This window comes from Mycobacterium sp. (assembly GCF_051006775.1).
GTDB lineage: Bacteria > Actinomycetota > Actinomycetes > Mycobacteriales > Mycobacteriaceae > Mycobacterium.
The window spans coordinates 20379-43712 of record NZ_JBPCSX010000072.1 but is presented as its reverse complement, the minus strand read 5'-3'; the positions used below and the strand labels follow the sequence as shown (position 1 = coordinate 43712).

The window sequence follows — 23334 nt, the reverse complement described above, 5'->3', positions numbered from 1 at the left end:
GGATAGGGAAGGACCCCGCCCGGCGAACCGGGCGGGGTCCTCGACGTCCTAGTGGAACTGGCCCTCTTCAGTCGAGCCCGCGAGCGCGGTGGTCGACGAGGTCGGATCGACTGTGGTGGCGATCTTGTCGAAGTAGCCGGCGCCCACCTCGCGCTGATGCTTGGTCGCGGTGTATCCGCGCTTTTCAGCGGCGAACTCACGCTCCTGCAGCTCGACGTAGGCGCTCATCTGGTTGCGGGCGTAACCGTAGGCCAGATCGAACATCGAGTAGTTCAGGGCGTGGAAGCCGGCCAGCGTGATGAACTGGAATTTTAAGCCCATGGCGCCGAGTTCCTTCTGGAACTTCGCGATGGTGGCGTCGTCGAGGTGCTGCTTCCAGTTGAACGACGGTGAGCAGTTGTAGGCCAGCATCTGGTCGGGGAACTCGCTCTTGACGCCCTCGGCGAATTTCTTCGCCAGCTCCAGGTCGGGGGTGCCGGTCTCCATCCAGATCAGGTCGGAGTAGGGGGCGTACGACTTCGCGCGGGCGATGCAGGGCTCCAGGCCGTTGCGGATCCGGAAGAAGCCCTCGGAGGTGCGCTCACCGGTGACGAACGGCTGATCGCGCTCGTCGACGTCGGAGGTGATCAGTGTGGCGGCCTCGGCGTCGGTCCGGGCAATGACCACGGTCGGGACGTCGGCGACGTCGGCGGCGAGGCGGGCCGAGGTCAGGGTCCGGATGTGCTGCTGGGTCGGGATGAGCACCTTGCCACCGAGGTGGCCGCACTTCTTCTCCGAGGCGAGCTGGTCTTCCCAGTGCGAACCGGCGACACCGGCGGCGATCATCGCCTTCTGCAGCTCATAGACGTTCAGCGCGCCGCCGAAGCCGGCCTCGCCGTCGGCCACGATCGGCACCAGCCAGTTGTCGATCGAGGTGTCCCCCTCAACCTTGGCGATCTCGTCGGCGCGCAGCAGCGCGTTATTGATCCGGCGGACGACCTGCGGGACCGAGTTGGCCGGGTAGAGGCTCTGGTCGGGGTAGGTGTGCCCGGACAGGTTGGCGTCACCGGCGACCTGCCAGCCGGACAGGTAGATGGCCTTGAGTCCACCGCGCACCTGCTGGACGGCCATATTGCCGGTCAGTGCTCCGAGGGCGTTGACGAAGTCCATATCGTGGAGCTGGCGCCAGAGGACCTCGGCGCCGCGGCGGGCCAGGGTCTGCTCCTCGACCACGGAGCCCTGCAGAGCGACGACGTCGGCGGCGGAGTAGGTCCGCGTGATGCCCTTCCAACGGGGGTTGGTGTCCCAATCACGCTGGATGTCCGCGGCGTTCTTCGGCTTACCGACGTTCGACATTGAACTTCTCCTTTTTCGTCGCCCAGGTCTGCTAATGCACAGACACCTTCGCTGGGGTGCTAACCGGACGATTTCACAGTCAATATTCGCAGGTCAAACCATCGCAGCTTGCCAATCTCGGCAATGGAACCCGGTTAACTTGCAAATATTGCGAAGATCGGGCTGGCATCCGACTCGCCAGCTACCAGCCGGTAACTTAATTGCGGCAGCTCAGCCGCGGTGGGCCGGGGGCATGCGGAAATCAGAGCGGGAAGATCGCCGCGACGGCCTTAGTCGCGTCGCCGACCAGGTATGTGAGCGTTCTCACCGTGCGGTCAGTCAGTGCGGGGCCGAACTTGTCGGTCGAACCCGGCGGGTACACGTGATAGAGGATCTCCAGCTTCGCCCCGTAGGCAACGGCCGCGTCATGCTCGATGGTGACGCGCAGCGGAGCCTCAAGAAGTTCGGGGTGCGGGGCCAGGAACTCCTCGACCACTTTCCAATAGACCGAGTTGTTGACGTGGTCGAAAAAGTCGATATCGCTGACCCGTATCGGAAACTCGCGGATCTCGTCGGCGGTTTCGCGGGATCCTGCTTTCAGGTAGGACTTCCACCGCAGCCGATCAACGTCAGTGGTCCTGAGTAGACCTTCCATGAAGTCGTCGGCGATGCGAGCGGGCCCCTGGGTTTCGCGGTTGAAGTTTATCCAGAAAGCCTCGGTCTCGATCAGCCCTCCCCGGCGGCCATCGATGCGCACGCGCATCTCGCACCACCGATTAGAGGCTCCCGAACACCACCGGCGCAACCGCAGTGTGTCCTGGAACTCGATGGGCTCGATCATGTCGACCATGGCCCGGCGCACGATCCACAACGGGTGGGTGTCGTTGTGGCCCATCTCGCGCAGCTGATCCTGACCGATGTCCTGAATGTGGCGAAGTGCGGCGTCCATGCGCAGCCGGCCGAGCCGGTCGACATCGGCCGGCCGCAACGGCCACTGGCGTTCGAACACATCAGGGTTCGGATCAGGTACCGGCATCAGAACCTTGGCCAGTCCGCTGTCGATACCCATGAGGGCCGATCATAGCCAACCCTGCGAATACGCTCTTCGCACGTCGGTACGCTGACGGGATGCCCAAGACCTTTGTGGGATCGCGGGTCCGCCAGTTGCGAAGCGAGCGTGGTTTCAGCCAAGCCGCGCTGGCGCAGATGCTGGAGATCTCACCGAGCTATCTCAACCAGATCGAGCATGACGTGCGGCCGCTCACCGTAGCGGTGCTGCTGCGCATCACCGAGGTGTTCGGCGTGGACGCGACCTTCTTCGCCTCCCAGGATGACACCCGACTGGTGGCAGAACTGCGGGAGGTGATGTTCGACCGCGATCTCGACGCTGAGGTCGACCCGACTGAACTCGCCGAGATGGTCAACGGGCACCCGGCGATCGCCAGGGCGATGGTGAACCTGCATCGGCGCTACCGGAACACCACCGCACGTCTGGCTGAGGCGACCGAGGACAGGTTCAACGACGGCAGTGGCAGCGGCTCGATCACGATGCCGCATGAAGAGGTGCGGGACTACTTCTACCAGCGACAGAATTACCTGCATGAACTCGATACCGCCGCCGAGGATCTCACCGCCCGGATGCGGATGCACCGCGGCGAGTTGGCCGGCGAGCTGTCCAGACGCCTGACCGAGGTGCACGGCGTGCACATCACCAGGCGGATCGATCTCGGCGACACGGTGCTGCATCGCTACCACCCGGATAGCCGGACCATGGAGATCAGTACGAACCTGTCGGCAGGTCAGCGGGTGTTCAGAATGGCCACTGAGTTGGCCTATCTCGAAGTCGGGGACCTGATCGACCAGATGGTCACCGGCGGAAAGTTCACCAGCGAGGAGTCACGTAAGCTCGCGCGGCTCGGACTGGCCAACTACTTCGCGGCCGCCGCGGTGCTCCCCTATCGCCAATTCCACGATGCAAGCGAGAATTTCGGCTACGACATCGAGCGACTCTCGGCGTTCTATCAGGTCAGCTACGAAACCATCTGCCATCGGCTGTCAACCCTGCAGCGGCCATCAATGCGCGGGGTTCCGTTCTCCTTCGTCCGGGTGGACCGGGCCGGCAATATGTCGAAAAGGCAGTCTGCCACCGGTTTTCACTTTTCATCGGCCGGCGGAACCTGCCCGTTATGGAACGTCTATGAGACCTTCGCCAATCCAGGCAAGATTCTGGTCCAGATCGCGGAGATGCCGGATGGCCGCAGCTATATGTGGGTGGCGCGGACCGTCGAACGCCGAGCCTCCCGCTATGGACAGCCCGGCAAAACCTTCGCCATCGGACTGGGCTGCGAGGTACGCCACGCAAGTCGGTTGGTGTACTCCACCGGCCTGGACCTGTCGGCCGCCAGTGCGACGCCGATCGGATCAGGCTGCCGGTTCTGCGAACGGGACAACTGCCCGCAGCGCGCATTCCCGGCACTGGGCCGTGCGCTGGATCTGGACGAACACCGCAGTACGGTGTCGCCCTATCTGGTGAAAGAATCGTAAATGACCGGGATGCAACGTATTCCGCCCGGAGACCGTCGGGAACTCGGTCTGCTGAACTGGATTATCGCCAAGATCGGTGCCCGATCCATTCGGGCGCCGGAATTCCACCTTTTCACCACACTGGGTCAGCATCGGCACCTTCTGTTGGTCTTCCTGCCCTACGCCGGGTATCTCCTGGGTCGCGGTACGTTGTCCAAACCGGAGAAGGAACTGGTGATTCTCCGCGTGGGCCATCTGCGTAATTCGGAGTACGAACTGCAGCAGCACCGCCGACTGGGCCGCTCCCGCGGAGTGGACAACGTCCTGCAGCAGAGGATCTTCGCCGGGCCGAGCGCTGATGGGCTGACCGACCGGCAGCGCGCGATGCTGACGGCCGTGGATGATTTCGTCCTCAATCGAGATATGTCCGACGCGACCTGGGCTGCGCTGTCGAAGCATCTGAGCAAACAGCAGATCATCGAGTTCTGCGCCCTGGCGGGCAATTACGACGCTATTGCCGCGATTCTGACAACCCTGCGCGTTCCCATGGACTTTCCGGACTGATCGTCACTCGTCGAGAATCCGGGCTCGCGCCGGATCGTAGAAAGGCTGCATCTGCAGCCGGGCGGGAAGATCGCCGTGCGGGGTACGAACCGTGAACGACTGCTCACGCAGCCAGTCCGCGGTGACCCCACCATCATGGGACACCTGCGCCAAGCCCACCGGCCCGCCGAGGGTGTATCCGTAGGCAGCGGCCCGGACGTAGCCGACCCATCTGCCGTCGACCAGCACCGGCTCGTTGCCGAACAGGTCGGCTCCGGCATCCTCCACCAGCAGGCTGACGACGCGGTTGCGCGGGGTGCCCGTGGCCTTGAACTCCAGCAGGGCGTCGCGGCCGACGAATCCGCCCGGCTTATCCCACGCGATGGTGAACCCCAACCCGGCCTCGATCGGGTTATCAGTGTTGTCGATGTCTACGCCGAGGTCGCGGTAGCCCTTCTCCAGGCGCAGACTCGACATCGCAGCGAGTCCGACCGGCCTCAGCCCCAAATCCGCACCGGCGGAGCTCAATTCGTCGTAAACACCGACGGCGTATTCAGTTGGGATGTGCAACTCCCAGCCCAGCTCGCCGAGATATGTGACCCGTGCGGCCAGCACCGGTGCGTAGCCGACGTGGATGTGCCTGGCCGACAGATACGGAAATGCCGAGTTCGACAGGTCGGCGTCGGTGAGCCGGGAAAGCAGGTCGCGTGATTTCGGCCCCTGCACCGACAGCAGCGTCGTGCCAGAGGTGATTTCGGTGACGACGACGACCTCCCCGGCACCCGTCTCACGGCGGATCATGGGTTCGACGCGACGATGGATCAGATCGGAGGTCACGACGAGGAACTTCTCCTCACCGAGACGGGTGACCGTCAGGTCGGTGGCGATTCCGCCGGCGGGGTTGAGCCATTGCGTGTAGACCAGTCGCCCGATCTCACGGTCGATGAGGCTGACCGACAGCCGGTCGAGAACTCGTGCCGCGTCGGGTCCCTGTACGAGGAACTTCGCCATCAAGCTCATATCCAGGACACCAACGTCTTCGCGCACCGCCCGGTGCTCACGGCCCACGATGTCGAAACTGGCCTGCCTGGCGAAGTCCAGGGTGGTCGCCGGATGCGTTCCGTCGGTGTCATACCACTCGGCGAACTCCCAGCCCACCGAGGCGTTGAAGTGCCCGCCCGCGGCCACCAGACGATCATGGATCACCGAACGGCGCACATTGCGCGCCGAGCCCGGCTTCCATGCCGGCCACACCGCATCACCAAACAGCACGCCGAGTTGCTCGACGGTGCGTTCGGCCCGGAAGCGCCGGGACGTCTCGTGGGTGGCGGCCCGGTCGATGGCGTAACCGGTGACGTCCACCGGTGGCACGCCGTCGACGATCCAGTGCGCCATGACGTTTCCGATGCCGCCGCCCATCAGGATGCCCAGCGAGTTCATTCCGGCCGCTACGAAGTAGCCGTCCAGTTCCGGAGCGGGTCCGAGCATCGGCCGGATATCCGGGGTGAAGGATTCCGGGCCGCAGAAGAACAACCGGACTCCGACCTCCGAGAGGCAGGGAATGCGCTCGAGGGCGGAACCCAGATAGGGGCCCAGGCGCTCCCAGTCCGGCGGCATGGTGCCGAAGGCGAAACCGTCGGGCACACCGTCCAGCGACCATGGTGCGCCGACCGGTTCGAACAGACCGACGAGCATGCCGTCGCCCTCCGGCCGGTAGTAGCCGTAACGCTCCGGATCCTCGATCACAGCGAGGTCCTTGTCCATGCCCGGGACCGCATCGGTGATGAGGTAGTAGTGCTCGGCCGCCTGCAACGGGATGCAGACATCATTGCGCGCACCCAGTTGCCGCGCCCACATGCCGGCGGCGTTCACGACGATCTCTGTCTCGATGCGGCCCTGTTCGGTCAGCACCGCGGTCACCCGACCTCGTTTGGTCTCGACGCCGGTGACGGTGACGCCTTCGATGACACGTGCACCCAGCGCCTTGGCGCCCTTGGCCATCGAGGTGGCGACACCGACCGGATCGGCCCGACCCTCATCAGGCACGTAGAACCCGGCGAGCACATCGGATGTGTCCAGCAGCGGCCACATGTCCTGCAGTTCGCGTGCCGTGATCTCATGCTCGGTAACGCCGAACCCGTGCATCCATGCCGATGACCGGCGAAGCGCCTCCAGACGTTGCGGGGTGGTGGCCAGGCTGACGTGGCCGACCGGGTTGAACCCGGTGGAGTGTCCGGTCTCCCGCTCGAGGCGCTCATAGAGATCCCGCGAGTACCGGCTGAAGAAGAGCGCGGTCTCGTCGGTCATTCCAGCAGAGGTGATCAGGCCGGCGGCGTGCCAGGTCGTGCCGGCGGTGAGTTCGTGCTGTTCGACCAGCACAATGTCGGTCCAACCAAGATGCGCCAGGTGGTAGGCGATGCTGCACCCGGTCACCCCGCCGCCCACGATCACCACCCGTGCGCGCGCGGGCAGATCCTTGTCGAGACCGCTCACCGCGCGATGCCTTGACCGTCATTCTCCAACTGAGCGAACTTGTGTCTGAGCATTCAGTCAGCGTGACACAATTCGGCAATGGGCGAATCTGAAATCTTCGACGTCGTCGTGATCGGTGCGGGCTTCGCCGGATTGGTGGCCGCCCGCGACCTCATCGAAGCGGGCCGAAGTGTGGCGCTCCTGGAGGCCCGGGACCGGCCGGGCGGACGCACCTACTCCTCAACCTTCCCCGGGACCGACGTGGTGATCGACCTCGGCGCGGAGTGGTTCGATCCGGCGCGACACCATTTCATGGCAGCAGAGGTGGCCCGGTACGGCGCGACGTTCGTCGAAGCCGACAAAGGCGGCGCCAGCCGATGGTTCCTCGACGGCAGGCACTCAGACGGCGACGAACCTGATGGTCTGATCGACATGAACGAGTTGGAAGAAGTCCTCAATCGATTGCGCGCCGATATCGCCCCGGTGGTCTTCGCCGAGGGCTTTACCCAATCCAGTACCGCTGATCTCGACATCCCGTTCACGGAGTACCTGGCCAAACTCGATGCGCCACCGGCCATCGCGGATCTGCTTCGGGCCCAGTCCTACACCCTCACCGGCGCCCTGCCCGAAGAGTTCTCGGCCCTGGTCTACCTCCGCGAGATCGCGGGCTTCGACCACAACCCGGACTACTCCTTCTTCGCCTCCCTGGCGCGCGTCGATATCGGCAGTGGGGGTCTGGCCGAGCGTGTCGCCGCCGAGATTTCCGGTCATATCCGCCTCGGCGAGCCGGTCACCTCGGTGACCGAGCTAGCCGACCGCGTGGAGGTGTCCACCGCCACCGGAAAGCGCTACTCGGCCCGCAGGGTGATCCTGGCCGCCCCGCTGAACACCCTGGGTGACATCGATTTCACGCCAGGCCTTCCGCCGGCCCTCGCCCAGCTGGTCCGCGATGGCCATACCGGTCGGTGCGTCAAGGTCTGGTCGAAGTTGGCCGACGCGCGGCATGTGTTCGCGATGGGCTGGCCGGGGGTTGTCGAGTGCACCGTGAAGGGCACTGTCGCCGAACCGGGTGGTGAACGCACCGTCATGGCATCCTTCGGTCTGGCTCCAGACTTGGCCGTCGACCGGCCCGATCTACTGCAGGCGGGACTCGACCGGCTCGGTCTGGGCGTCACCGTCGAGGAGGTCTACGGCCACGACTGGATCGAGGATCCGTTCTCTAAGGGAACCTGGTTGGCCCTGCGCCCGGGCCAGCCACCCACCCATGGCCGGGTCGAAAGCAGTTGGGGCGCAGTACACCTGGCAGGGGCAGACTTCACCGGGGTCTGGTCGGGCTGGGTCGACGGGGCCATCGAGTCGGGTCACATGGCCGCTGCGGCCGTCGACGCGGCGCTGCCCGCGCGACGCTAGTCACACCTCGCGGCGCTCAGCGCGGATCGAGCACCGCCTGTGGTCCGCGGAGCATGAGTTGCCGACCGATGATGATCCGCTGAATCTCGCTGGCACCCTCCCAGATCCGTTCGACCCGTAGCTCCCGGAACATCCGCTCGGCAACGTTCTCACGCATGTAGCCGCGGCCGCCGAAGACCTGCACGGCACGGTCGGCAACCCGCCCGGCCATCTCCGAGCAGTACAGCTTGGCCATCGACGCCTGGGAGTGCAGCGCCTTGCGATCAAGTCCGGCATCGATTCCACGGGCCACCTCATAGAGCAGGCTGCGTGCGGCGAACAGTTCGGTGGCACTGTCGGCCAGCATGCCGGCGACGAGTTGGTGTTCGCCGAGTGGCTTACCGTCCACGATCCGTTCGCGGGCGAATGCTGTCATCTCATCGACCAGGCGTTGCGCGGCTCCCACGCAGCGCGAGGAGACCATGATCCGCTCGAACCGGAACCAGTCCTGGGTGAAGGTCATTCCCTCGCCCTCAGCCCCGACCAGATGCGTTGCCGGCACACGCACATCGGTGAACGACACGATCGGATGCTCGTCAGCGATGTTGTGGGTGTACTTCGGACTTCGCACCACCTCAACGCCGGGCCAGGGCAGGTCGACCACCAGCAGGACATGGTCGCCGTCGTGATCGCCACCGTCGAGACGGGCCTGGACGAACATGTAATCGGCGAGGTTGTAGGAGGTGACATGCCACTTCACACCGTTGATGAGGTAGTCGTCCCCGTCTCGGCGGGCAGTGGTCTGCAGTGCCGAGACATCGGAGCCGGCGAACTCCTCGGTGATCGCGTAAGCCTCGTGTTTCTCACCCCGAACAGCCGGAAGCAACCAGCGCTGCCGCTGATAGTCGGTGGCGACGTCGGCCCACCACTGCGGCGGGGTGTGCATCACCCAGGCCAGCGCGTTGGTGGCCCGGCCAGTCTGCTCCTGCACCAGAACCTGTTGCAGGGCAGTGAATCCCGGTCCGCCTACCGACGCAGGCATATTGGTGGCATACAGGCCCAGTTCTATCGCGCGACGATGATGCTGGTCGGCAAGATCCTCGGGAAGGTAGCCGCCCGCCATCTCGGCCTCGACTTCGTAGGGGATCAGGCTGTCGACGAATGCTTTGGCCCTATCCCGGATCTCTATGTCCTCGGCTGTCAACCCGTACATCGGCCGCGCTCTCCACTCCTATTGACTGAGCATTCAGTCTATGTCACGGTCTGGTGGCGTCACCAGTTTCGTCAGCGCCGACAACTAAGGATTACCCGATGAGTGAAGCTGTCACCACCCCCGTCCTCGCCGACGCCGTCCATGCCGAATTGGAGGACTGGGGCCCACTGGAGGAGGCCACCGGATCGCCGATGGCGACCCACGGGGTCGAGCTCTGGGCCCAGGGCACCGCGTCCGCCGGGATCTGGCAGTGCGCCCCCGGCCCGTCGCACTGGGTGCTGGACACCAATGAGGTCATCTACCTCGTGGCCGGCCGGATGACGGTGACACCGGACGGTGGTCAGCCCAGGGAGATCGGCGTCGGCGATATCGCCGTCTTCCCGCTCGGATGGTCGGGAACCTGGGATATCCACGAGACCGTCCGCAAGGTCTATTCGATCTTCTGATCCCGCGGGATCACCAGGGCGTCCACGGCGATCGCTCCGGTGGGTGAGGCGATGACCGGGTTGGCCTCGACCGCGTCGAGGACATCGCCGAGTTCGGTTGCCAGTTGGGAGAATCCGACGATGACGGCAGCCAGCGCGTGGGTGTCGACAGGTGGTGAACCACGCCAACCGGCCAGCAACTTCGCGATACGCAGCGACCGCAGCATGCGCACGGCTTCGACTGACCTGACCGGAGGGCAGGCGACGGCACGGTCGGCGAGTAACTCGACCATCGTTCCGCCGGCGGCCACTACGATCAGCGGACCGAAGTTGGCGTCGCGCACCACACCGACGGAGACCTCGACGCCGGCCCGGGCCATGGCATGCACGCTGACGCCCGCGCCGAGTCGGTGGGCCATCGACCGGTAGGCCTCACCCAACGCCGCCGCATCGGCAATCCCGAGCACCACCCCGCCAACGTCGCTCTTGTGGTCGGCTCCGAGGGTCTTCAGCGCCACCGGATAGCCGACCCGTTGTGCCACCGAGTGAACCTTGTCGACATCGTCAGCTACGCCGGAGGCCGCGACCGCGATGCCGTAGTCGGCCAGAAGCGCGAACGCCTCGTGCGCGTTCCAATCAGGGGCACTCAGACGCGACGACCAGCGGTGCCGGCGATCGATGTCGATTGCCGCCGCGGGAGCACTGGCGTCAAGTGGCCATGTGGCCAGATGGCCGAGTGCAGCGATACCGCTGCGGGCATTGTCGAGCACCGCAATACCGTTGCCGCGCAGGCGTTCTGCGGTGGCCAAGTCAATCGCAGAGGGCACCGAGGCGAGCACGGCGATCGGCGCATCGGTACTGGCCGCCACGTCGATAATGGCGTCGGGGTAGGCGGTGTCACCGTCGAATTCACTGACGAGATCGACGGCCAACGCGGTCACCGCGACCACCGGGTCATCCACAATCGCCTTGAGACTGCTGCCGAACAGGGTCCGGGTGTCGGCGCCGGTACCCCAGAGGTCCAGTGGATTGGTGGCGATCAGTCCTTCGTCAAGCCGATCGGTAAGTGTGGCCAGCGTGGTTTCGCCCAGCGCGGCGAACTCGACCCCCAGATCGTGTGCCAGATCAGCGCACAGCGCACGTTCGGCACCGGAATCGTGCACGGTGGCGATACCGTGCGAGCCTGGTCGCCGTCGTCGGCCGGCCTCGAACAGCTCGATGGTGTCGCATAGCTCGGCCATATCGCGCACCCGTACCGCCCCGGTCTGTGCGCAGAAAGCCTGCCACCCGATGTCATCCCCGGCCAGTGCGCCGGAGTGCGCGGCCACCATCTCGCGACCCCGCGGGGAGTGGCCGACGGGCAAAATCACCACGGGCACCTCCTGTTCGGCGGCGCGGCGCAGGGTAGCGCGCAGTGTGCCCACCGCGCGTGGTGTTTCGAGCAGCAGTGCGATGAGCGTGGTCTGGGGGTCGTCGAGGGCATAGTCGACATAGTCGGCGGTGCCGGTGACAAGTTCCTGGCCAGAGGAGACCGCCAGCCGGAAGCCGAAGCCCCGGTTCGCGCGCAGCAGGGTCGAAAACGCCGATCCCGAGTGGGTGATCAGTGCGACCCCGCCGGCGGCAAGGGGATGGGGTTCCAGATAACCCAGCGCCCGCAACCCGGTCACGTTGTTGATGAACCCCATGCACCCCGCACCGCAGAGCGCCATACCTGCCGCCGCAGCGGTTGCGGCGAGATCCTCGCGGAGCCCGGGCACATGCGCGGACCCGAACACCACGGCCCCGCGTACTCCGGAGGCTGCCGCGGCCTGCAATTCACCGAGCAGTGCCGGGTCGGGTACACCCAGCAGCACCAGATCCACCTCGTCGTCGAGCGCGGCCAGCGATGGCGCGCAGACCACACCGTCGATCCGGTCGTAACGGGGATTCACCAGATGCATCCGCGCAGAACTGCGTTTCCCTTCGATGATCATCCGTGCGCCGAAGCTGTCCGGTCGCGGACTGGCCCCAACTATCGCCACCGATCGTGCGCCGAGCATCGCATCCACCGCTGCCCCCCGCAGTCGGCCCGCGGGAGCCGTCCCGGTCAGGAGCGCCCGCCCAGTGCGGAGAGAACTTTTCGTCTGCCACGCTTCTTGTCGGCGAGGGCGGCACGGGCGGCCTGCCAACCGGGAATTCCGCATACCCCGCCCCCGGCGTGGGTGGCCGAACTTCCGTTGTAGAGGCCGGCAATCGGGGTGCGGTAATCGGCGAATCCGGGTGCCGGCCGCATATGGAACAGCTGCTCCAATGAGAGTTCGCCGTGGAAGATGTTGCCGCCGATCAGGCCGTACTCCACTTCCATCTCGTGCGGACCGACAATATCGCGATGTGTGATCGAACCCTTGAAGCCCGGCGCCAACTGGTCGTATAGGTCGATCAGCCGGTCTGCGTATGCCTCGAGTTCCTCGGTATGCGGCGCCTCGGCCCAATCGGCGGGCACCCATTGGGAGAACAGCGACATGATATGAGTGCCATCGGGATTGAGCGTCTTGTCCAAGGTGGTGGGGATGACGCTGTCGCTGAACGGAGCTAACGAGGGACGGCCGAGCCTGGCGTCCTGGAACGCGGCCTCGATGAACTCCATCGACGGCGCCATCTCGACCGAACCTGTGAGGTGCTCCGCATGTCCGCGGCTGGGATTGGCGGTGAAGCTCGGTAGCTCGCCCAGTGCCAGGTTGATCTTCACCACACCGCTGCGGGTCTTCCAATGCTCGATATCGTTGACGAAGTCCTCGGGCAGTTCCTGACGCGGGATCTGGTCCAGGAAAGCGGTACGGGGATGCAGCGTGGTCACCACCATCGGGGCGACGATCTCGTCGCCGTTCTCGAGCGCGACGCCCTGAACCCGGCCATTGCGTACCAACACTTTCGACACCCGCGTCTTGGTGCGGATCTCGACGCCGAAGCTGCGGGCCGCGCGGGCGATGGCCTCTGACACCGCGCCCATGCCGCCCTCGGGATAGCCCCAGCTGCCCATCTGACCGTCGCCGACGTCACCGATCGAGTGGTGTGCCATGACGTAGGCGGTTCCGGGCTCATAGGGGCCGGCCCAGGTTCCGATAACGCCGTTGACTGCGAGTGAGCCCTTGAGCTGAGGGGACTCGAACCAGTCATCGAGAAGGTCGGCGACGCTCATGGTCAGCAGCCGGGTGACATCAGCGGTACTGCGAACCGTGATGTCACGCTTGCTCCACGCCAGCTTGGCCAACTCGACCAAATCCGACGGGCGACGCGAGCCGACCTTCGGCGGGACCTGCGTCAAAAGCGGCCCGAGAAATTCGCCGAGCCCTTCGAGCCAGGCGTTCCACCTGGGGTAGTTATCGGCATCCTTCTTCGACCACTTGGCGATCTCCTCATGTGTGCGGGCCGGGTCCTCATAGAGCGTCAGCGATCCGCCCTCCGGGAAGGCCTGGTAGTACGGACCCATCGGGTGCACCTTGTACCCGTGTCGGTCCAGACTCAGATCGCGCACGATGGTGGGCGGCATGAGGCTCATGACGTAAGACAACCGGGTGACACGAAGATGCGGAGCGTCTTCCCACGGCGATTCGGTGGTCGCCGCACCGCCGAGCGACGCCCGCGATTCCAGCACCAGCGTCCGTGCTCCCGAGCGGGCGAGATAGGCCGCCGACACCAACCCGTTGTGACCGCCACCGATGACGATCGCGTCGTAGGTGTTGGACATGAGTGCCCCGCTTCCGTTGAGCTCAGATATCTTGACTGACTGTTCAATCTAACCAAGTGTTAGACTCGCCATCAAGAGCAAGCGTCCACCGGGGAGCACGATCACATGGCCGAACCCGCGCCCGCGACCGAGAACAACGAGGCTCGGCGCATCCAGATGTTACGCGCGGCGACCGAGCTCATCTGCGAACGCGGCTTCTCCGAAACCAGGATTTCCGATGTCGCCAAACGCGCGGGTGTCAGTTCGGCGTTGGTGATCTATTACTTCGGAACCCGGGACCGTCTCCTCGTGGACGCCCTGCGCTACTCCGAGGAGTCCTTCTATGAGGCGGCTGAGCAGATGCTCGCCGACGTCACATCCGTGCGCGAGCGGATTTCACTGCTGATCGAGTGGACCTGCATTCCATCTCGCGACGATGAGATACCCGGCGCATGGGGCCTGTGGTTCGACCTATGGGTTCAGGCCTTCCGGCATGAGGAGGTCAAGGTCGGCCGCGTGGAACGTGACGCTCGGTGGCGCCGGATGATCGTCGATGCGATCGAATCGGATGACATCTCCGGCAAGGTCGATTCCTCGATGTTCGCACTCGAGTTCTCGGCACTGCTTGATGGTTTGTCGATTCAGGTCGCACTCGATGATCCGGAAGTGAACTCCAAGGTCGCCTATGACATCGCGATGCGATTCGCCGAACGCGAACTGAACCTTCCCGCCGAACGGCGCCGCACCCGACCCAGGTCGCTGTCCGGACCGGATGGCAGGCGCGGATCCGGTCGGTAAATCCTCAGTCGGTTTCTGCGGCCGGTGCCGGGGACGCTGACGCGGGACTGCGGTCCAGCACCCGAACCGCTTCGGGCGCACAGACACAACTCACGGCCATCCCGGGCTGATAACCCACGGACTGCGGACCGGAATGATTGGGAACGTCGACCACCAGTGCGGCGGACTCGCCGACGTCGACGTGGACCTGGGTCGAAGCCCCGAGATACACCACTTCGGCCACGGTACCGCCGATGACGTTGCAGCCCGCAGGCACCGGCTGGTCTGGCTGCTGCACCGCGATCCGTTCGGGCCGGATCACGATCGCCGCCGAACCCACTGCGCAACTGCCGTCGACAACCGCGGTGAGCCGGGTGGACATCGCCGCGCACACCGCCCGGCCGCCGCCGCTCTCGAGCACGTCGGCATCGAAGATGTTCGCCGCGCCCAGGAATGCCGCAACATAGGTGGTGGCCGGCGCGGCGTAGATCTCCTGAGGCGGCCCCACCTGTTCCACGCGCCCGTCGGCCAGCACCGCGATCTGATCGCTCATGGTGAGCGCTTCTTCCTGGTCGTGAGTCACGTAGACGAAGGTGATCCCAACCTCGCGCTGCACTGCTCGCAGTTCCAGCTGGAGCCGTTTACGCAGCTTCGCATCAAGCGCGCCGAGCGGCTCGTCGAGCAGCAGAACCCGCGGCCGCAGCACCAGTGCACGCGCCAGAGCCACCCGCTGCTGCTGACCGCCGGACAACTGCGTCGGCTTCCGCTTGGAGAAGTTGTTCATCTGGACCAGGTCCAGGGCCGCGCCGACCCGTTCTTTGATCTCAGACTTGGCGGCCTTGTGATAGCGCAGTCCGAACGCGACGTTGTCCCACACGCTCATGAACGGGAATAGTGCGTAGGACTGGAACACCGTGTTTACCGGCCGCTTGTGCGGTGGGTCGGAAACCACGTCACGCCCGTCGAGTTCGATACGGCCGGAGTCCGGTCTCTCGAACCCGGCGATCATCCTCAACGTTGTGGTCTTGCCGCAGCCTGACGCGCCGAGCAGCGAGTAGAACTGTCCCGCCGGGATATCGAGGTCGATACCGGAGACGGCGGGAACCCCGTCGTACGCCTTGGTCAGCTTGTCGAGCCGGATCGCCCCGCCACTCATCGGCTGCGCCGCGCGGTCGTCAGGCGGCTACCGCTGATGCCAGTCGCGAGAAGTTCGCCGCAAAGCGATCCACATCGGCATCGGTGTGCTGGACGGACAACAACCATTGTTCGATCTTGCCCCATGGCGGCATGAAAACGCCGCCATTGTGTTGCATCAGCCAGTGCAGATGCCCGATGTCGGTATCGATCTCCAAGAAGTCGCGGAACTCCCGGACCGGCTCGGCGCGAAAGGTCACGCAACCCTTGGCTCCGACGCTGACAACATGCCAGCCGTAGCCATACTCGGCGATGGTGGCTTCAAGATTGGACCGCAGCCGGGCCGCGAGGCGATCCATCTGCGCATAGCCATCCGGAGTGAGCACTTCGGAGAGATTGGCCCTGGTAGCGGCCATCGCGAGCGGGTTGCCGTTGAAGGTGCCCACCTGTTCGTAGCGACCGTCGGCGATCGCCGACATCACCGCAGTGGTGCCTCCGATGGCCGCGACGGAGATGCCGCCGCCCAGCGCCTTGGCCAGACAGACGATGTCCGGTGTCACGCCGGACAACCCTGTAACTCCGGCGGGGCCGGTGGTGAAGCCCGTCTTGACCTCGTCGAAGATCAGCAGCGCTCCGGCGGCGTGCAGCAACTCCCGGATAGCGGCCAGGTATCCGTCATCGGGAGGGATGATGCCGGCGTTCATCATCACCGGCTCGATGATCATTCCCGCGATCTGACCGCGGTGCTCGGCCAGCGCCCGGGCAACCGCTTCCGGATCGTTGAACGGCACGACGACAACCAGATCCCGGATCGCGGCAGGAATTCCGCTGTTACCCGGGACCCGGGTCGGATGGTCGCGCGGTCCGACTTCGTCGGCTTCCGGGAGAACAGACACCTGCACCGAGTCGTGATGGCCGTGATAGCAGCCCTCGACCTTGATGACGAGGTCACGTCCGGTTACCGACCGAGCGAGGTGCACCGCATCCATGGTGGCTTCGGTACCGGAGTTGGCGAAGCGCCACATCGGCAGCCCGAAGCGGCGGGCCAGCTCGCCCGCGTTCCAGATGGCGTCTTCGGTGGGCTGGGCGAAATGTGTTCCACGCCTGACCCGCTCGCTGACCGCGGCGACAATCGCAGGATGCGCATGGCCGGCGATCGACGCGCCGTACCCACCGTGCATGTCGACGTACTCGGTGCCATCGACGTCGTAGACCTTGGAGCCAGCGCCATGGCTCATCCACACGGCCTGTGGTTGAGCGATCTGCCAGTTCGATGTGGCACTGCCGGCCAGATGCCCGCCCGCCAGCGCGATGAGTTCGGTGCTGCGCGGTTGCCGAAGCAGGAACACCTGCTCCTCATGGGCGATTAGGGCGTCGACGTCGCCCCGGACCGGTCTGTCGATAGCCGGCGATGCCACGGGAAACCTCCGCTCGATTGTCCCGCCCACCTGGGAAGAGGTGGCCCGGACAATTCCTGACTGAGCGTTCAGTCTAGATCAGAGTCCCGCCGCCGACAAGAAGCCAAGGAAGATGACCGCAACCCAGGGCGTCGCCGACCCAAGTGTGCGAGAGTCCTGATACCGATCACCCTCGCGACTCCGGAGGCCCACATGCCAACTCCCCACCGACCCGGTCCGAGTCGCCGGCAGTTTCTGCAGCGCGCCGCACTCCTGGCGGGCGGAACGCCGGCGCTGATGGCGTTTCTTAATGCCTGCGCCAAGGCCGATCAGACATCGTCGGCGCCGAGCATCAAGATCGCGTCACCGGACAAACCCGCCACCTGGGACATCGCGAAGGACAATGCGCCGATCGCCGACGGTCTTGCCCCGGAGAAGGCCGCGACGCTGCAGCTGTACAGCTATGCCGACTATGTCTCCCCGGACGTCATCAAGTCGTTCCAGGAGAAGTACGGCACCACTGTTCAGGTCTCGACGTTCAACGACACCGACGAGGCCATCACCAAGATCCGTGCCGGCAGTGTCGATTACGACATCTTCTTCCCGAGCTATGACCAGATCGGAAAGCTGGTGAATGGATCGCTGTTGCGACCCCTGAACCACAGCTACATCCCCAACATCAAGACCGTCTGGCCGGTGTTCACCAACCCCTGGTACGACCAGGAGTGGCGCTACACCACGCCCTACACCGTCTACACCACGGGCATCGGCTGGAATAACACCGCCGTACCCGCTGACATCGGTGCGCTGAGCAATCCCTATGAGTCGCTGTGGGATCCGGCCTACAAGAACAAGACGGCTGTGATCGACGACTGGCACACCGCGATGTCGATGGTATTGCTCAAGTCCGGCATCACCGACGTGAATACCTCATCTGCCGCGGATCTCAAGATAGTCGGTGAGCAGCTGACCGCCCTGGTCGCGGCGACCTCGCCGAAGGTCACGATCACGATGTACACCGATGTGCCCACCGGTCAGATCGGCCTGACGCAGATGTGGTCCGGCGACATCATCAACGCGCAGAACTACCTGCCCGAGGGCGTTACGGCCGATGTCCTGCGGTACTGGTTCCCCGCCGACGGAAAAGGTTTGGTGGACAACGACCTGATGGTGATTTTGCGTGGGGGTAAGAACCCGGTCCTGTCGCACATGTTCATCAACCACATGCTGGAGACCGAGTCCGCAAAGCAGAACTTCAAGCAGATCGGTTACCAGCCGCCCCAGGTCTCGATGAACCCGGATTCCCTGGTCACCGACGGGTTCGTCGCCGAAAACATCAAGTCGGCAATCGTGCGACCGGAGTACTTCGACGTCGGCTATCGGATGCTCGAACTCGATCCTGCGAACGACGCGGCGTGGCACAACGTCTGGCGGGCGTTCAAGGCTGGGGGATCCTGACCGCGGTGACGCTGAGCGAGGTTGCGGCGCAAGCGAAGCCGCGGTCGAAGCGGGCGCGGGGTGGCGCGCTCGGTCCACTGCTGGCTCTGCCCGGCATCGTATGGCTGCTGTTGTTCTTCCTTGCCCCGCTCTATGTGGTGCTGGCCATCGTCTTCGGCAGGACCGATCCGATCTTCCGCACCGCGGTTCCGGTGTGGAATCCACTGCAGTGGAACTCATCTCAGTTCAACTATGTGCTGAGTCATATCGCCGGTACTGACGGCATCTTCGGCCCGGCGTTGCTTCGGACCGCAGTTTATGTCGTGCTGGCCGGGCTGTTGTGCCTGTTACTGGCCTTCCCGGTTGCCTACTACACCGCCCGGTTGTCTGGGAGATGGAAAGGACTGCTACTGGCAGCCTTGATCGCACCGTTCTGGATCAGCTACATGATGCGGATGCTGGCCTGGGTCAACCTGTTGCAGGACGACGGACTGGTCAACCGGTTGTTCAGCCTGGGCGGGGTGTTCGACGTCCGGACTCACTGGCTGACCGGCCAACCGGTGGTTGTCGTACTCGGGCTGGTCTACGGGTACGTGGCGTACATGATCCTGCCGTTGTATGCCGGTTTGGACCGCCTCCCGCAGGCGACCCTGGAGGCGGCTCGCGACCTCGGCGCCAGCCGGTTCGCGTCGTTCTGGCGCGTCACTCTTCCGATGTGCCGGCCCACCATCGTGGCCGCGGTCCTGCTGACCTCGCTGCCGATGCTCGGTGACTATTTCACCTCCGACATGCTGTCCGCATCGCCGAAGACTGCGATGGTGGGCAACCTGATCAATGACAGCGTGCAGTCCCCCGGGCAGACCGGTCAGGCCGGAGCACTGGTGATGCTGGTCCTGGTGGTCGCCGTCCTGCCGATGTTCTATTACGTGCGGGTCACCTCTCGCGGAGACGTGTCGTCGTGAGGGGTCCGGTCGCGTGGTGGAACGACCCCTGGCGGCCACCCCGAATCCTCGTTGCGGTCACTCTGGGATATCTGGCGTGGTCGCTGATCCCGGTGCTGATCGCCGTGGTCTTCTCCTTCAACGACGGACGATCACGCACGGTCTGGCAGGGATTCTCGACCCGCTGGTACTTCGGCGATCCGGCCAAGTCGGTCTGGCACGACGCAGCACTGCACACCGCTCTGCTGCAGACCTTGAAACTGGGCCTGATCACCACGCTGATCACGGTTCCGCTCGGGGTGATGTTCGCCATCGGGATCGATCGCTGGCGAGGCCGGCTACCCGCCGGGGCGAACATCCTCATGCTGGTTTCGTTCGTCCTGCCTGAGGTGCTGCTGGCCGTGGCACTGCTGTTCGTCGTGACATCGTTGTCGCTACCGATCGGCTTGGGCACCGGGGCGCAGGTGCTCGGCCTGGTGACATTCCAGATCGCCTACCCGGCAGTGCTGGTCCGAGCACGCCTGGCCACGATCGGCAACCAATACGAAGAGGCCGCAATGGATCTGGGTGCCTCTCCCCTGGCGGCGCTGCGCAGGGTCACGTTGCCGATGCTGCTACCGGCGATATTCGCGAGCACCGTGCTGGTGTTCGCCGATGTGATCGACGACTTCGTCCTGGTGCGATACCTGTCCGGCAATTCCTCAACCGAACCGGTCTCGGTGAAGATCTACAACACCGCTCGCGCCGCACCTACCCCGGCACTCAATGCGCTGGCCACCCTGCTGCTCCTCGCCGCTCTTCTGGCCGTCACCGTGGGCTATCTGGTCTATCGCCGGTTGACCCGTGGCGACAGCACCGCAGACCGCGGTATCGCCGGGTTCGCAGGCGAGGCCTGATCGGCTCGAGGCTGGACCGCGACCACAGAGCGGACTACCCTTGACTGGGTGTTCAAACAGTTCGAACCCGCTCCGGTCCCCGCCGATGGACTCGCCGCTTCGCTGGCGCCGTTCGGCATGTCACGCATGCTGCCGCGCGAGGCCTACGTTGACCCGAAAGTCTTCGAGTGGGAGCAGCGCAACATCTTCGCCGGCTGGCACTGCGTCGGTCATGCGAGTGATCTCGACGGCGTCGGCGCCCAACGCGCAGTCGACTCCGGCGCCAACGGCGTCCTGCTGGTCCGGGGCGATGACGGTGCGGTGCGTGCATTCGCCAACGTCTGCCGCCATCGCGGGCATGAGTTGCTCCCCTGCGGCGCCAGCACCAAGCGGCGCGGGGTTATCTGCCCGTATCACTCGTGGTCGTTCAAACTCAACGGGGAACTACGCAAAGCGCCCGGCTTCGATGACCTCGACCCCGCAGAGTTCGGACTGACCGAGCTTCGGCTCGTTGACTGGCACGGTTGGCTTTTCGTCGATCCCAGCGGCCAGGACACCGACTTCGTCGAGCATGTCGCAGCGACCGAGGACATCATCAGCCCCTACCGGCCTGAGGATCTGACCATCGTCGCGCGGCACTCCTACGAACTCGCCACCAACTGGAAGGTCATCGCCGAGAACTACCAGGAGTGCTACCACTGTTCGACGATTCATCCCGAGTTGTCGAGGATCAGTCCGCCGACCAGCGGTGACAACGTCGAGCTGTCCGGCAATTGGATGGGCGGCTCCATGTTCCTGATCGACGAGGCCGAGACGATGTCGCTCTCCGGACGTAGCGGCGGCGTGGCGATCAAGGGATTGTCCGAGCAGGAACTGCGCACCGTGATGTATCTGGTCGGCTTTCCCAACCTGCTGGTCAGCCTGCACCCCGACTACGTGATGACGCACCGGATGACACCACTGGCGGTGGACCGCACTCATGTCGAATGTGCCTGGGCATTTCCGAAGGATGCCGTCGAACAGCCCGGCTTCGACCCGTCCTACGCGGTGGACTTCTGGGATCTCACCAATCGGCAGGACTGGACGGCCTGTGAGTCCGTCCAGCGCGGACTCAGCTCACCGCACGCCCAACCGGGCCCACTTGCACCCGAGGAGGAGGGCGTCTACCAATTCGTCACTCGCGTGGCGAGGGCCTACGCGGGGCAGTCATGAGTCTGTACGCGGTGATCGACCCGGCGACCGGTGAAGTGATTCAGTAATACCCGACCGCCACCGACTCAGAGATGGACCGCGCGCTGTCCGCGGCCACTCGCGCATACAGGGGCTTCTCTGCCACGTCGACTCCGCCCTGGGCGAGGTGGATTTCAGTGCCGCCATCTATCAGTATTACGTCGCTAACGCGGAGCGTTTCCTGGCGGACGAACCCATCGCGCTGCTCGACGGCCAAGGTACCGCGCTGGTGCGGCGCATACCGGTTGGGATGCTGCTGGGCAGCATGCCGTGGAACCACCCCTACTAACAGGGCTACAGGTAGGTCACCCCGAGCGCGACGATGGTGAACAGCACCGGCGATACCGCCAACCCGGCCAGGAACGCAGCCCACGTCCACTGCTTACTCTGGTAGCTCTGCCACGACTGGTAGATCGCCAATGAGCCACCGAGTAGAAACAGCGCCGAGAAGAGCAGCACCCACACGCTCCCCGACGAGGATGCCCGGGCCATCGAGATGCCGATCAACCAGATGATGTGGCCGAGGATCACCCCGCCCACCCCGGCAACGATTACCGGCATTTAGAAGTTGATCATATGGCCGGTGAGGCCGTGGAAGCACTCCTGCAGGGCCTCCGACAGCGTCGGGTGGGTGTGCACGTTGCGGGCCAACTCGTTGACCGTCAGATCCCACTTCTGCGCCAGTGTCAGCTCAGGCAGTAGCTCGGATACGTCGGGTCCGATCAAATGCGCACCGAGCAGCTCGCCGTACTTGGCGTCGGCGATCACCTTGACGAAGCCAGTGGGGTCCGCCAATCCGTGCGCCTTGCCGTTGGCACTGAACGGGAACTTGGCCACCTTGACGTCGTAACCCTCCGCTTTGGCCTGCTCCTCGGTTAGTCCGAAACTGGCCACCTGCGGCTGGCAGAAGGTGGCACGAGGCATCATCCGGTAATCGCCCAGAGTCAAAGTCTCTGCGCCGCCGATGGTTTCGGCCGCCACCACGCCCATCGCCTCGGCGACGTGGGCAAGCTGCAGTTTCGCGGTGACATCACCGATGGCGTAGATGTGCGCCACGTTGGTGCGCATGTAGTCATCGATGGCGATCGCGCCACGGTCGGTCAGTGCAACACCGGCGGCCTCCAGCCCGAAACCGGTGACGTTCGGAGCGAAGCCGATGGCCTGCATGACCTTGTCGGCCCTGAGTTCCTCTGTCTTGCCGTCCTTGCTGATGACCACGGTGACTTGGGAGCCGTCATCGGTGATCGACTCCACCTTGGTGCCGGTGAGGATCTTCACGCCCAGCTTCTTGTACTGCTTCTCGATCTCTTTGGAGACCTCGGCATCCTCGTTGGGCAGTGCGCGCGGCAGGAACTCGACGATGGTGACGTCGGTGCCGTAGTTCTTCATGACGTAGGCGAATTCCATACCGATCGCACCCGCGCCGGCGATGATGATCGACCCCGGTAGGTCCCGGGTCAAAATCTGCTCCTCGTAGGTCACCACGTTCGTCGACAACGCGGTGCCTGGGATCAACCGGGTGCTGCTGCCGGTGGCGATGATGGCGTTGGTGAACGTAACGGTCTCAGTGCCGCCGTCGTTGAGATCCACCACGATCGTGCTGGCGTCGGTGAACCGGCCGTAGCCGCTGATCTCGGTGATCTTGTTCTTCTTCATCAGGTAGTGAATGCCGGCGACCCGGCCGTCGGCGACCGTGCGACTGCGGTCGAAGGCGACCCCGTAGTCGAAGGTCGCCTGCCCACTGATGCCGAACGTCGCCGCCTCCTGGGTGACGATGTGCGCCAGCTCGGCGTTACGCAGCAGCGCCTTGGACGGGATGCAACCGACGTTGAGACAGACACCACCCCAGTACTGCGGTTCGACGATGGCGGTATTCAGGCCCAGTTGTGCGCAGCGGATGGCAGCGACGTAACCGCCGGGGCCGGCGCCGAGGACGACGACATCAAAGTGAGTCACGC

At 64.6% G+C, this 23334-nt stretch carries 19 protein-coding genes and 1 pseudogene; 10 read left to right on the top strand and 10 right to left on the bottom strand.

Features of this window, described 5'->3' with window-relative positions:
- Window positions 1-48 precede the first annotated feature (48 nt).
- Together aceA and ACR2JI_RS05715 are read right to left on the bottom strand one after the other, a co-directional pair.
- The gene (aceA, locus tag ACR2JI_RS05720; protein ID WP_526388921.1) at window positions 49-1335 is read right to left on the bottom strand and encodes an isocitrate lyase; all 1287 of its coding nucleotides are present in this window, start codon (window positions 1333-1335) and stop codon (window positions 49-51) included.
- 241 nt (window positions 1336-1576) lie between these two features.
- Window positions 1577-2383, bottom strand: coding sequence for an acyl-[acyl-carrier-protein] thioesterase (locus ACR2JI_RS05715; RefSeq protein WP_526388919.1), 807 nt, complete (start codon window positions 2381-2383; stop codon window positions 1577-1579).
- Window positions 2384-2442: 59 nt separating this feature from the next.
- Here ACR2JI_RS05715 and ramB point away from each other — a divergent pair, with 59 nt between their 5' ends.
- Both ramB and ACR2JI_RS05705 read left to right on the top strand, forming a co-directional pair.
- Window positions 2443-3858: an acetate metabolism transcriptional regulator RamB gene (ramB, locus tag ACR2JI_RS05710; RefSeq protein ID WP_526388917.1), complete on the top strand. Its 1416-nt coding sequence runs from the start codon at window positions 2443-2445 to the stop codon at window positions 3856-3858.
- Between the two features lie 9 nt (window positions 3859-3867).
- Entirely contained in the window at window positions 3868-4401 is a 534-nt protein-coding gene (locus ACR2JI_RS05705; RefSeq protein ID WP_526388927.1) for a carboxymuconolactone decarboxylase family protein, read from the top strand.
- A gap of 3 nt (window positions 4402-4404) precedes the next feature.
- On the opposite strand, the gene ACR2JI_RS05700 is transcribed toward ACR2JI_RS05705, so the two are convergent.
- Window positions 4405-6873: an FAD-dependent oxidoreductase gene (locus ACR2JI_RS05700; protein WP_526388915.1), complete on the bottom strand. Its 2469-nt coding sequence runs from the start codon at window positions 6871-6873 to the stop codon at window positions 4405-4407.
- A gap of 78 nt (window positions 6874-6951) precedes the next feature.
- Between ACR2JI_RS05700 and ACR2JI_RS05695 the strand changes: the two genes are divergently transcribed.
- Complete coding sequence (locus ACR2JI_RS05695) at window positions 6952-8262, top strand: flavin monoamine oxidase family protein (protein WP_526388913.1); 1311 nt, start codon at window positions 6952-6954, stop codon at window positions 8260-8262.
- 16 nt (window positions 8263-8278) lie between these two features.
- On the opposite strand, the gene ACR2JI_RS05690 is transcribed toward ACR2JI_RS05695, so the two are convergent.
- Complete coding sequence (locus ACR2JI_RS05690; protein WP_526388911.1) at window positions 8279-9454, bottom strand: acyl-CoA dehydrogenase family protein; 1176 nt, start codon at window positions 9452-9454, stop codon at window positions 8279-8281.
- A 98-nt stretch (window positions 9455-9552) separates the two neighbouring features.
- Between ACR2JI_RS05690 and ACR2JI_RS05685 the strand changes: the two genes are divergently transcribed.
- Complete coding sequence (locus ACR2JI_RS05685) at window positions 9553-9900, top strand: cupin domain-containing protein (RefSeq protein WP_526388909.1); 348 nt, start codon at window positions 9553-9555, stop codon at window positions 9898-9900.
- On the opposite strand, the gene ACR2JI_RS05680 is transcribed toward ACR2JI_RS05685, so the two are convergent.
- A complete protein-coding gene (locus tag ACR2JI_RS05680; RefSeq protein ID WP_526388907.1) occupies window positions 9885-11918 on the bottom strand; it encodes an acetate--CoA ligase family protein in 2034 nt (677 codons plus the stop codon). The two genes, ACR2JI_RS05685 and ACR2JI_RS05680, sit on opposite strands and share 16 nt — an antisense overlap.
- Before the next feature lie 47 nt (window positions 11919-11965).
- On the bottom strand, window positions 11966-13606 hold the full coding sequence (locus tag ACR2JI_RS05675) for a phytoene desaturase family protein (protein WP_526388905.1): 1641 nt from the start codon (window positions 13604-13606) through the stop codon (window positions 11966-11968).
- Window positions 13607-13711: 105 nt separating this feature from the next.
- Here ACR2JI_RS05675 and ACR2JI_RS05670 point away from each other — a divergent pair, with 105 nt between their 5' ends.
- Window positions 13712-14383 carry a TetR/AcrR family transcriptional regulator gene (locus tag ACR2JI_RS05670; RefSeq protein WP_526388903.1) on the top strand — a complete coding sequence of 224 codons (672 nt, stop codon included), beginning with the start codon at window positions 13712-13714 and terminating at the stop codon, window positions 14381-14383.
- A 4-nt stretch (window positions 14384-14387) separates the two neighbouring features.
- On the opposite strand, the gene ACR2JI_RS05665 is transcribed toward ACR2JI_RS05670, so the two are convergent.
- Window positions 14388-15518 carry an ABC transporter ATP-binding protein gene (locus ACR2JI_RS05665; protein WP_526388901.1) on the bottom strand — a complete coding sequence of 377 codons (1131 nt, stop codon included), beginning with the start codon at window positions 15516-15518 and terminating at the stop codon, window positions 14388-14390.
- 19 nt (window positions 15519-15537) lie between these two features.
- Complete coding sequence (locus tag ACR2JI_RS05660) at window positions 15538-16914, bottom strand: aspartate aminotransferase family protein (RefSeq protein ID WP_526388899.1); 1377 nt, start codon at window positions 16912-16914, stop codon at window positions 15538-15540.
- 192 nt (window positions 16915-17106) lie between these two features.
- Between ACR2JI_RS05660 and ACR2JI_RS05655 the strand changes: the two genes are divergently transcribed.
- The 5 genes and pseudogenes from ACR2JI_RS05655 to ACR2JI_RS05635 all read left to right on the top strand — a co-directional run.
- The gene (locus tag ACR2JI_RS05655; protein ID WP_526388896.1) at window positions 17107-18351 is read left to right on the top strand and encodes a polyamine ABC transporter substrate-binding protein; all 1245 of its coding nucleotides are present in this window, start codon (window positions 17107-17109) and stop codon (window positions 18349-18351) included.
- Window positions 18309-19292, top strand: coding sequence for an ABC transporter permease (locus ACR2JI_RS05650; protein ID WP_526388894.1), 984 nt, complete (start codon window positions 18309-18311; stop codon window positions 19290-19292). The genes ACR2JI_RS05655 and ACR2JI_RS05650 overlap by 43 nt, the downstream gene beginning before the upstream one ends.
- Window positions 19289-20167: an ABC transporter permease gene (locus tag ACR2JI_RS05645; protein ID WP_526388892.1), complete on the top strand. Its 879-nt coding sequence runs from the start codon at window positions 19289-19291 to the stop codon at window positions 20165-20167. The genes ACR2JI_RS05650 and ACR2JI_RS05645 overlap by 4 nt, the downstream gene beginning before the upstream one ends.
- A 48-nt stretch (window positions 20168-20215) precedes the next feature.
- The gene (locus ACR2JI_RS05640) at window positions 20216-21358 is read left to right on the top strand and encodes an aromatic ring-hydroxylating oxygenase subunit alpha (RefSeq protein ID WP_526388890.1); all 1143 of its coding nucleotides are present in this window, start codon (window positions 20216-20218) and stop codon (window positions 21356-21358) included.
- A pseudogene (locus tag ACR2JI_RS05635) lies at window positions 21355-21662 on the top strand (NAD-dependent succinate-semialdehyde dehydrogenase); the annotation flags it as partial. The gene ACR2JI_RS05640 and the pseudogene ACR2JI_RS05635, both read left to right, overlap by 4 nt.
- A gap of 8 nt (window positions 21663-21670) precedes the next feature.
- Here the strand turns inward: ACR2JI_RS05635 and ACR2JI_RS05630 are convergent.
- Together ACR2JI_RS05630 and lpdA are read right to left on the bottom strand one after the other, a co-directional pair.
- A complete protein-coding gene (locus ACR2JI_RS05630) occupies window positions 21671-21937 on the bottom strand; it encodes a hypothetical protein (protein ID WP_526388888.1) in 267 nt (88 codons plus the stop codon).
- Window positions 21938-23332 carry a dihydrolipoyl dehydrogenase gene (gene lpdA, locus ACR2JI_RS05625; RefSeq protein ID WP_526388886.1) on the bottom strand — a complete coding sequence of 465 codons (1395 nt, stop codon included), beginning with the start codon at window positions 23330-23332 and terminating at the stop codon, window positions 21938-21940.
- Window positions 23333-23334: the final 2 nt, after the last annotated feature.

What these genes read in the sequence shown, in the direction of transcription:
- aceA (WP_526388921.1), bottom strand. Translation starts at nt 1,335, where the DNA reads ATGTCGAACGTCGGTAAGCCGAAGAACGCCGCGGACATCCAGCGTGAT.
- ACR2JI_RS05715 (WP_526388919.1), bottom strand. Translation starts at nt 2,383, where the DNA reads ATGGGTATCGACAGCGGACTGGCCAAGGTTCTGATGCCGGTACCTGAT.
- ramB (WP_526388917.1), top strand. Translation starts at nt 2,443, where the DNA reads ATGCCCAAGACCTTTGTGGGATCGCGGGTCCGCCAGTTGCGAAGCGAG.
- ACR2JI_RS05705 (WP_526388927.1), top strand. Translation starts at nt 3,868, where the DNA reads ATGCAACGTATTCCGCCCGGAGACCGTCGGGAACTCGGTCTGCTGAAC.
- ACR2JI_RS05695 (WP_526388913.1), top strand. Translation starts at nt 6,952, where the DNA reads ATGGGCGAATCTGAAATCTTCGACGTCGTCGTGATCGGTGCGGGCTTC.
- ACR2JI_RS05690 (WP_526388911.1), bottom strand. Translation starts at nt 9,454, where the DNA reads ATGTACGGGTTGACAGCCGAGGACATAGAGATCCGGGATAGGGCCAAA.
- ACR2JI_RS05685 (WP_526388909.1), top strand. Translation starts at nt 9,553, where the DNA reads ATGAGTGAAGCTGTCACCACCCCCGTCCTCGCCGACGCCGTCCATGCC.
- ACR2JI_RS05680 (WP_526388907.1), bottom strand. Translation starts at nt 11,918, where the DNA reads ATGCTCGGCGCACGATCGGTGGCGATAGTTGGGGCCAGTCCGCGACCG.
- ACR2JI_RS05675 (WP_526388905.1), bottom strand. Translation starts at nt 13,606, where the DNA reads ATGTCCAACACCTACGACGCGATCGTCATCGGTGGCGGTCACAACGGG.
- ACR2JI_RS05670 (WP_526388903.1), top strand. Translation starts at nt 13,712, where the DNA reads ATGGCCGAACCCGCGCCCGCGACCGAGAACAACGAGGCTCGGCGCATC.
- ACR2JI_RS05665 (WP_526388901.1), bottom strand. Translation starts at nt 15,518, where the DNA reads ATGAGTGGCGGGGCGATCCGGCTCGACAAGCTGACCAAGGCGTACGAC.
- ACR2JI_RS05655 (WP_526388896.1), top strand. Translation starts at nt 17,107, where the DNA reads ATGCCAACTCCCCACCGACCCGGTCCGAGTCGCCGGCAGTTTCTGCAG.
- ACR2JI_RS05630 (WP_526388888.1), bottom strand. Translation starts at nt 21,937, where the DNA reads ATGCCGGTAATCGTTGCCGGGGTGGGCGGGGTGATCCTCGGCCACATC.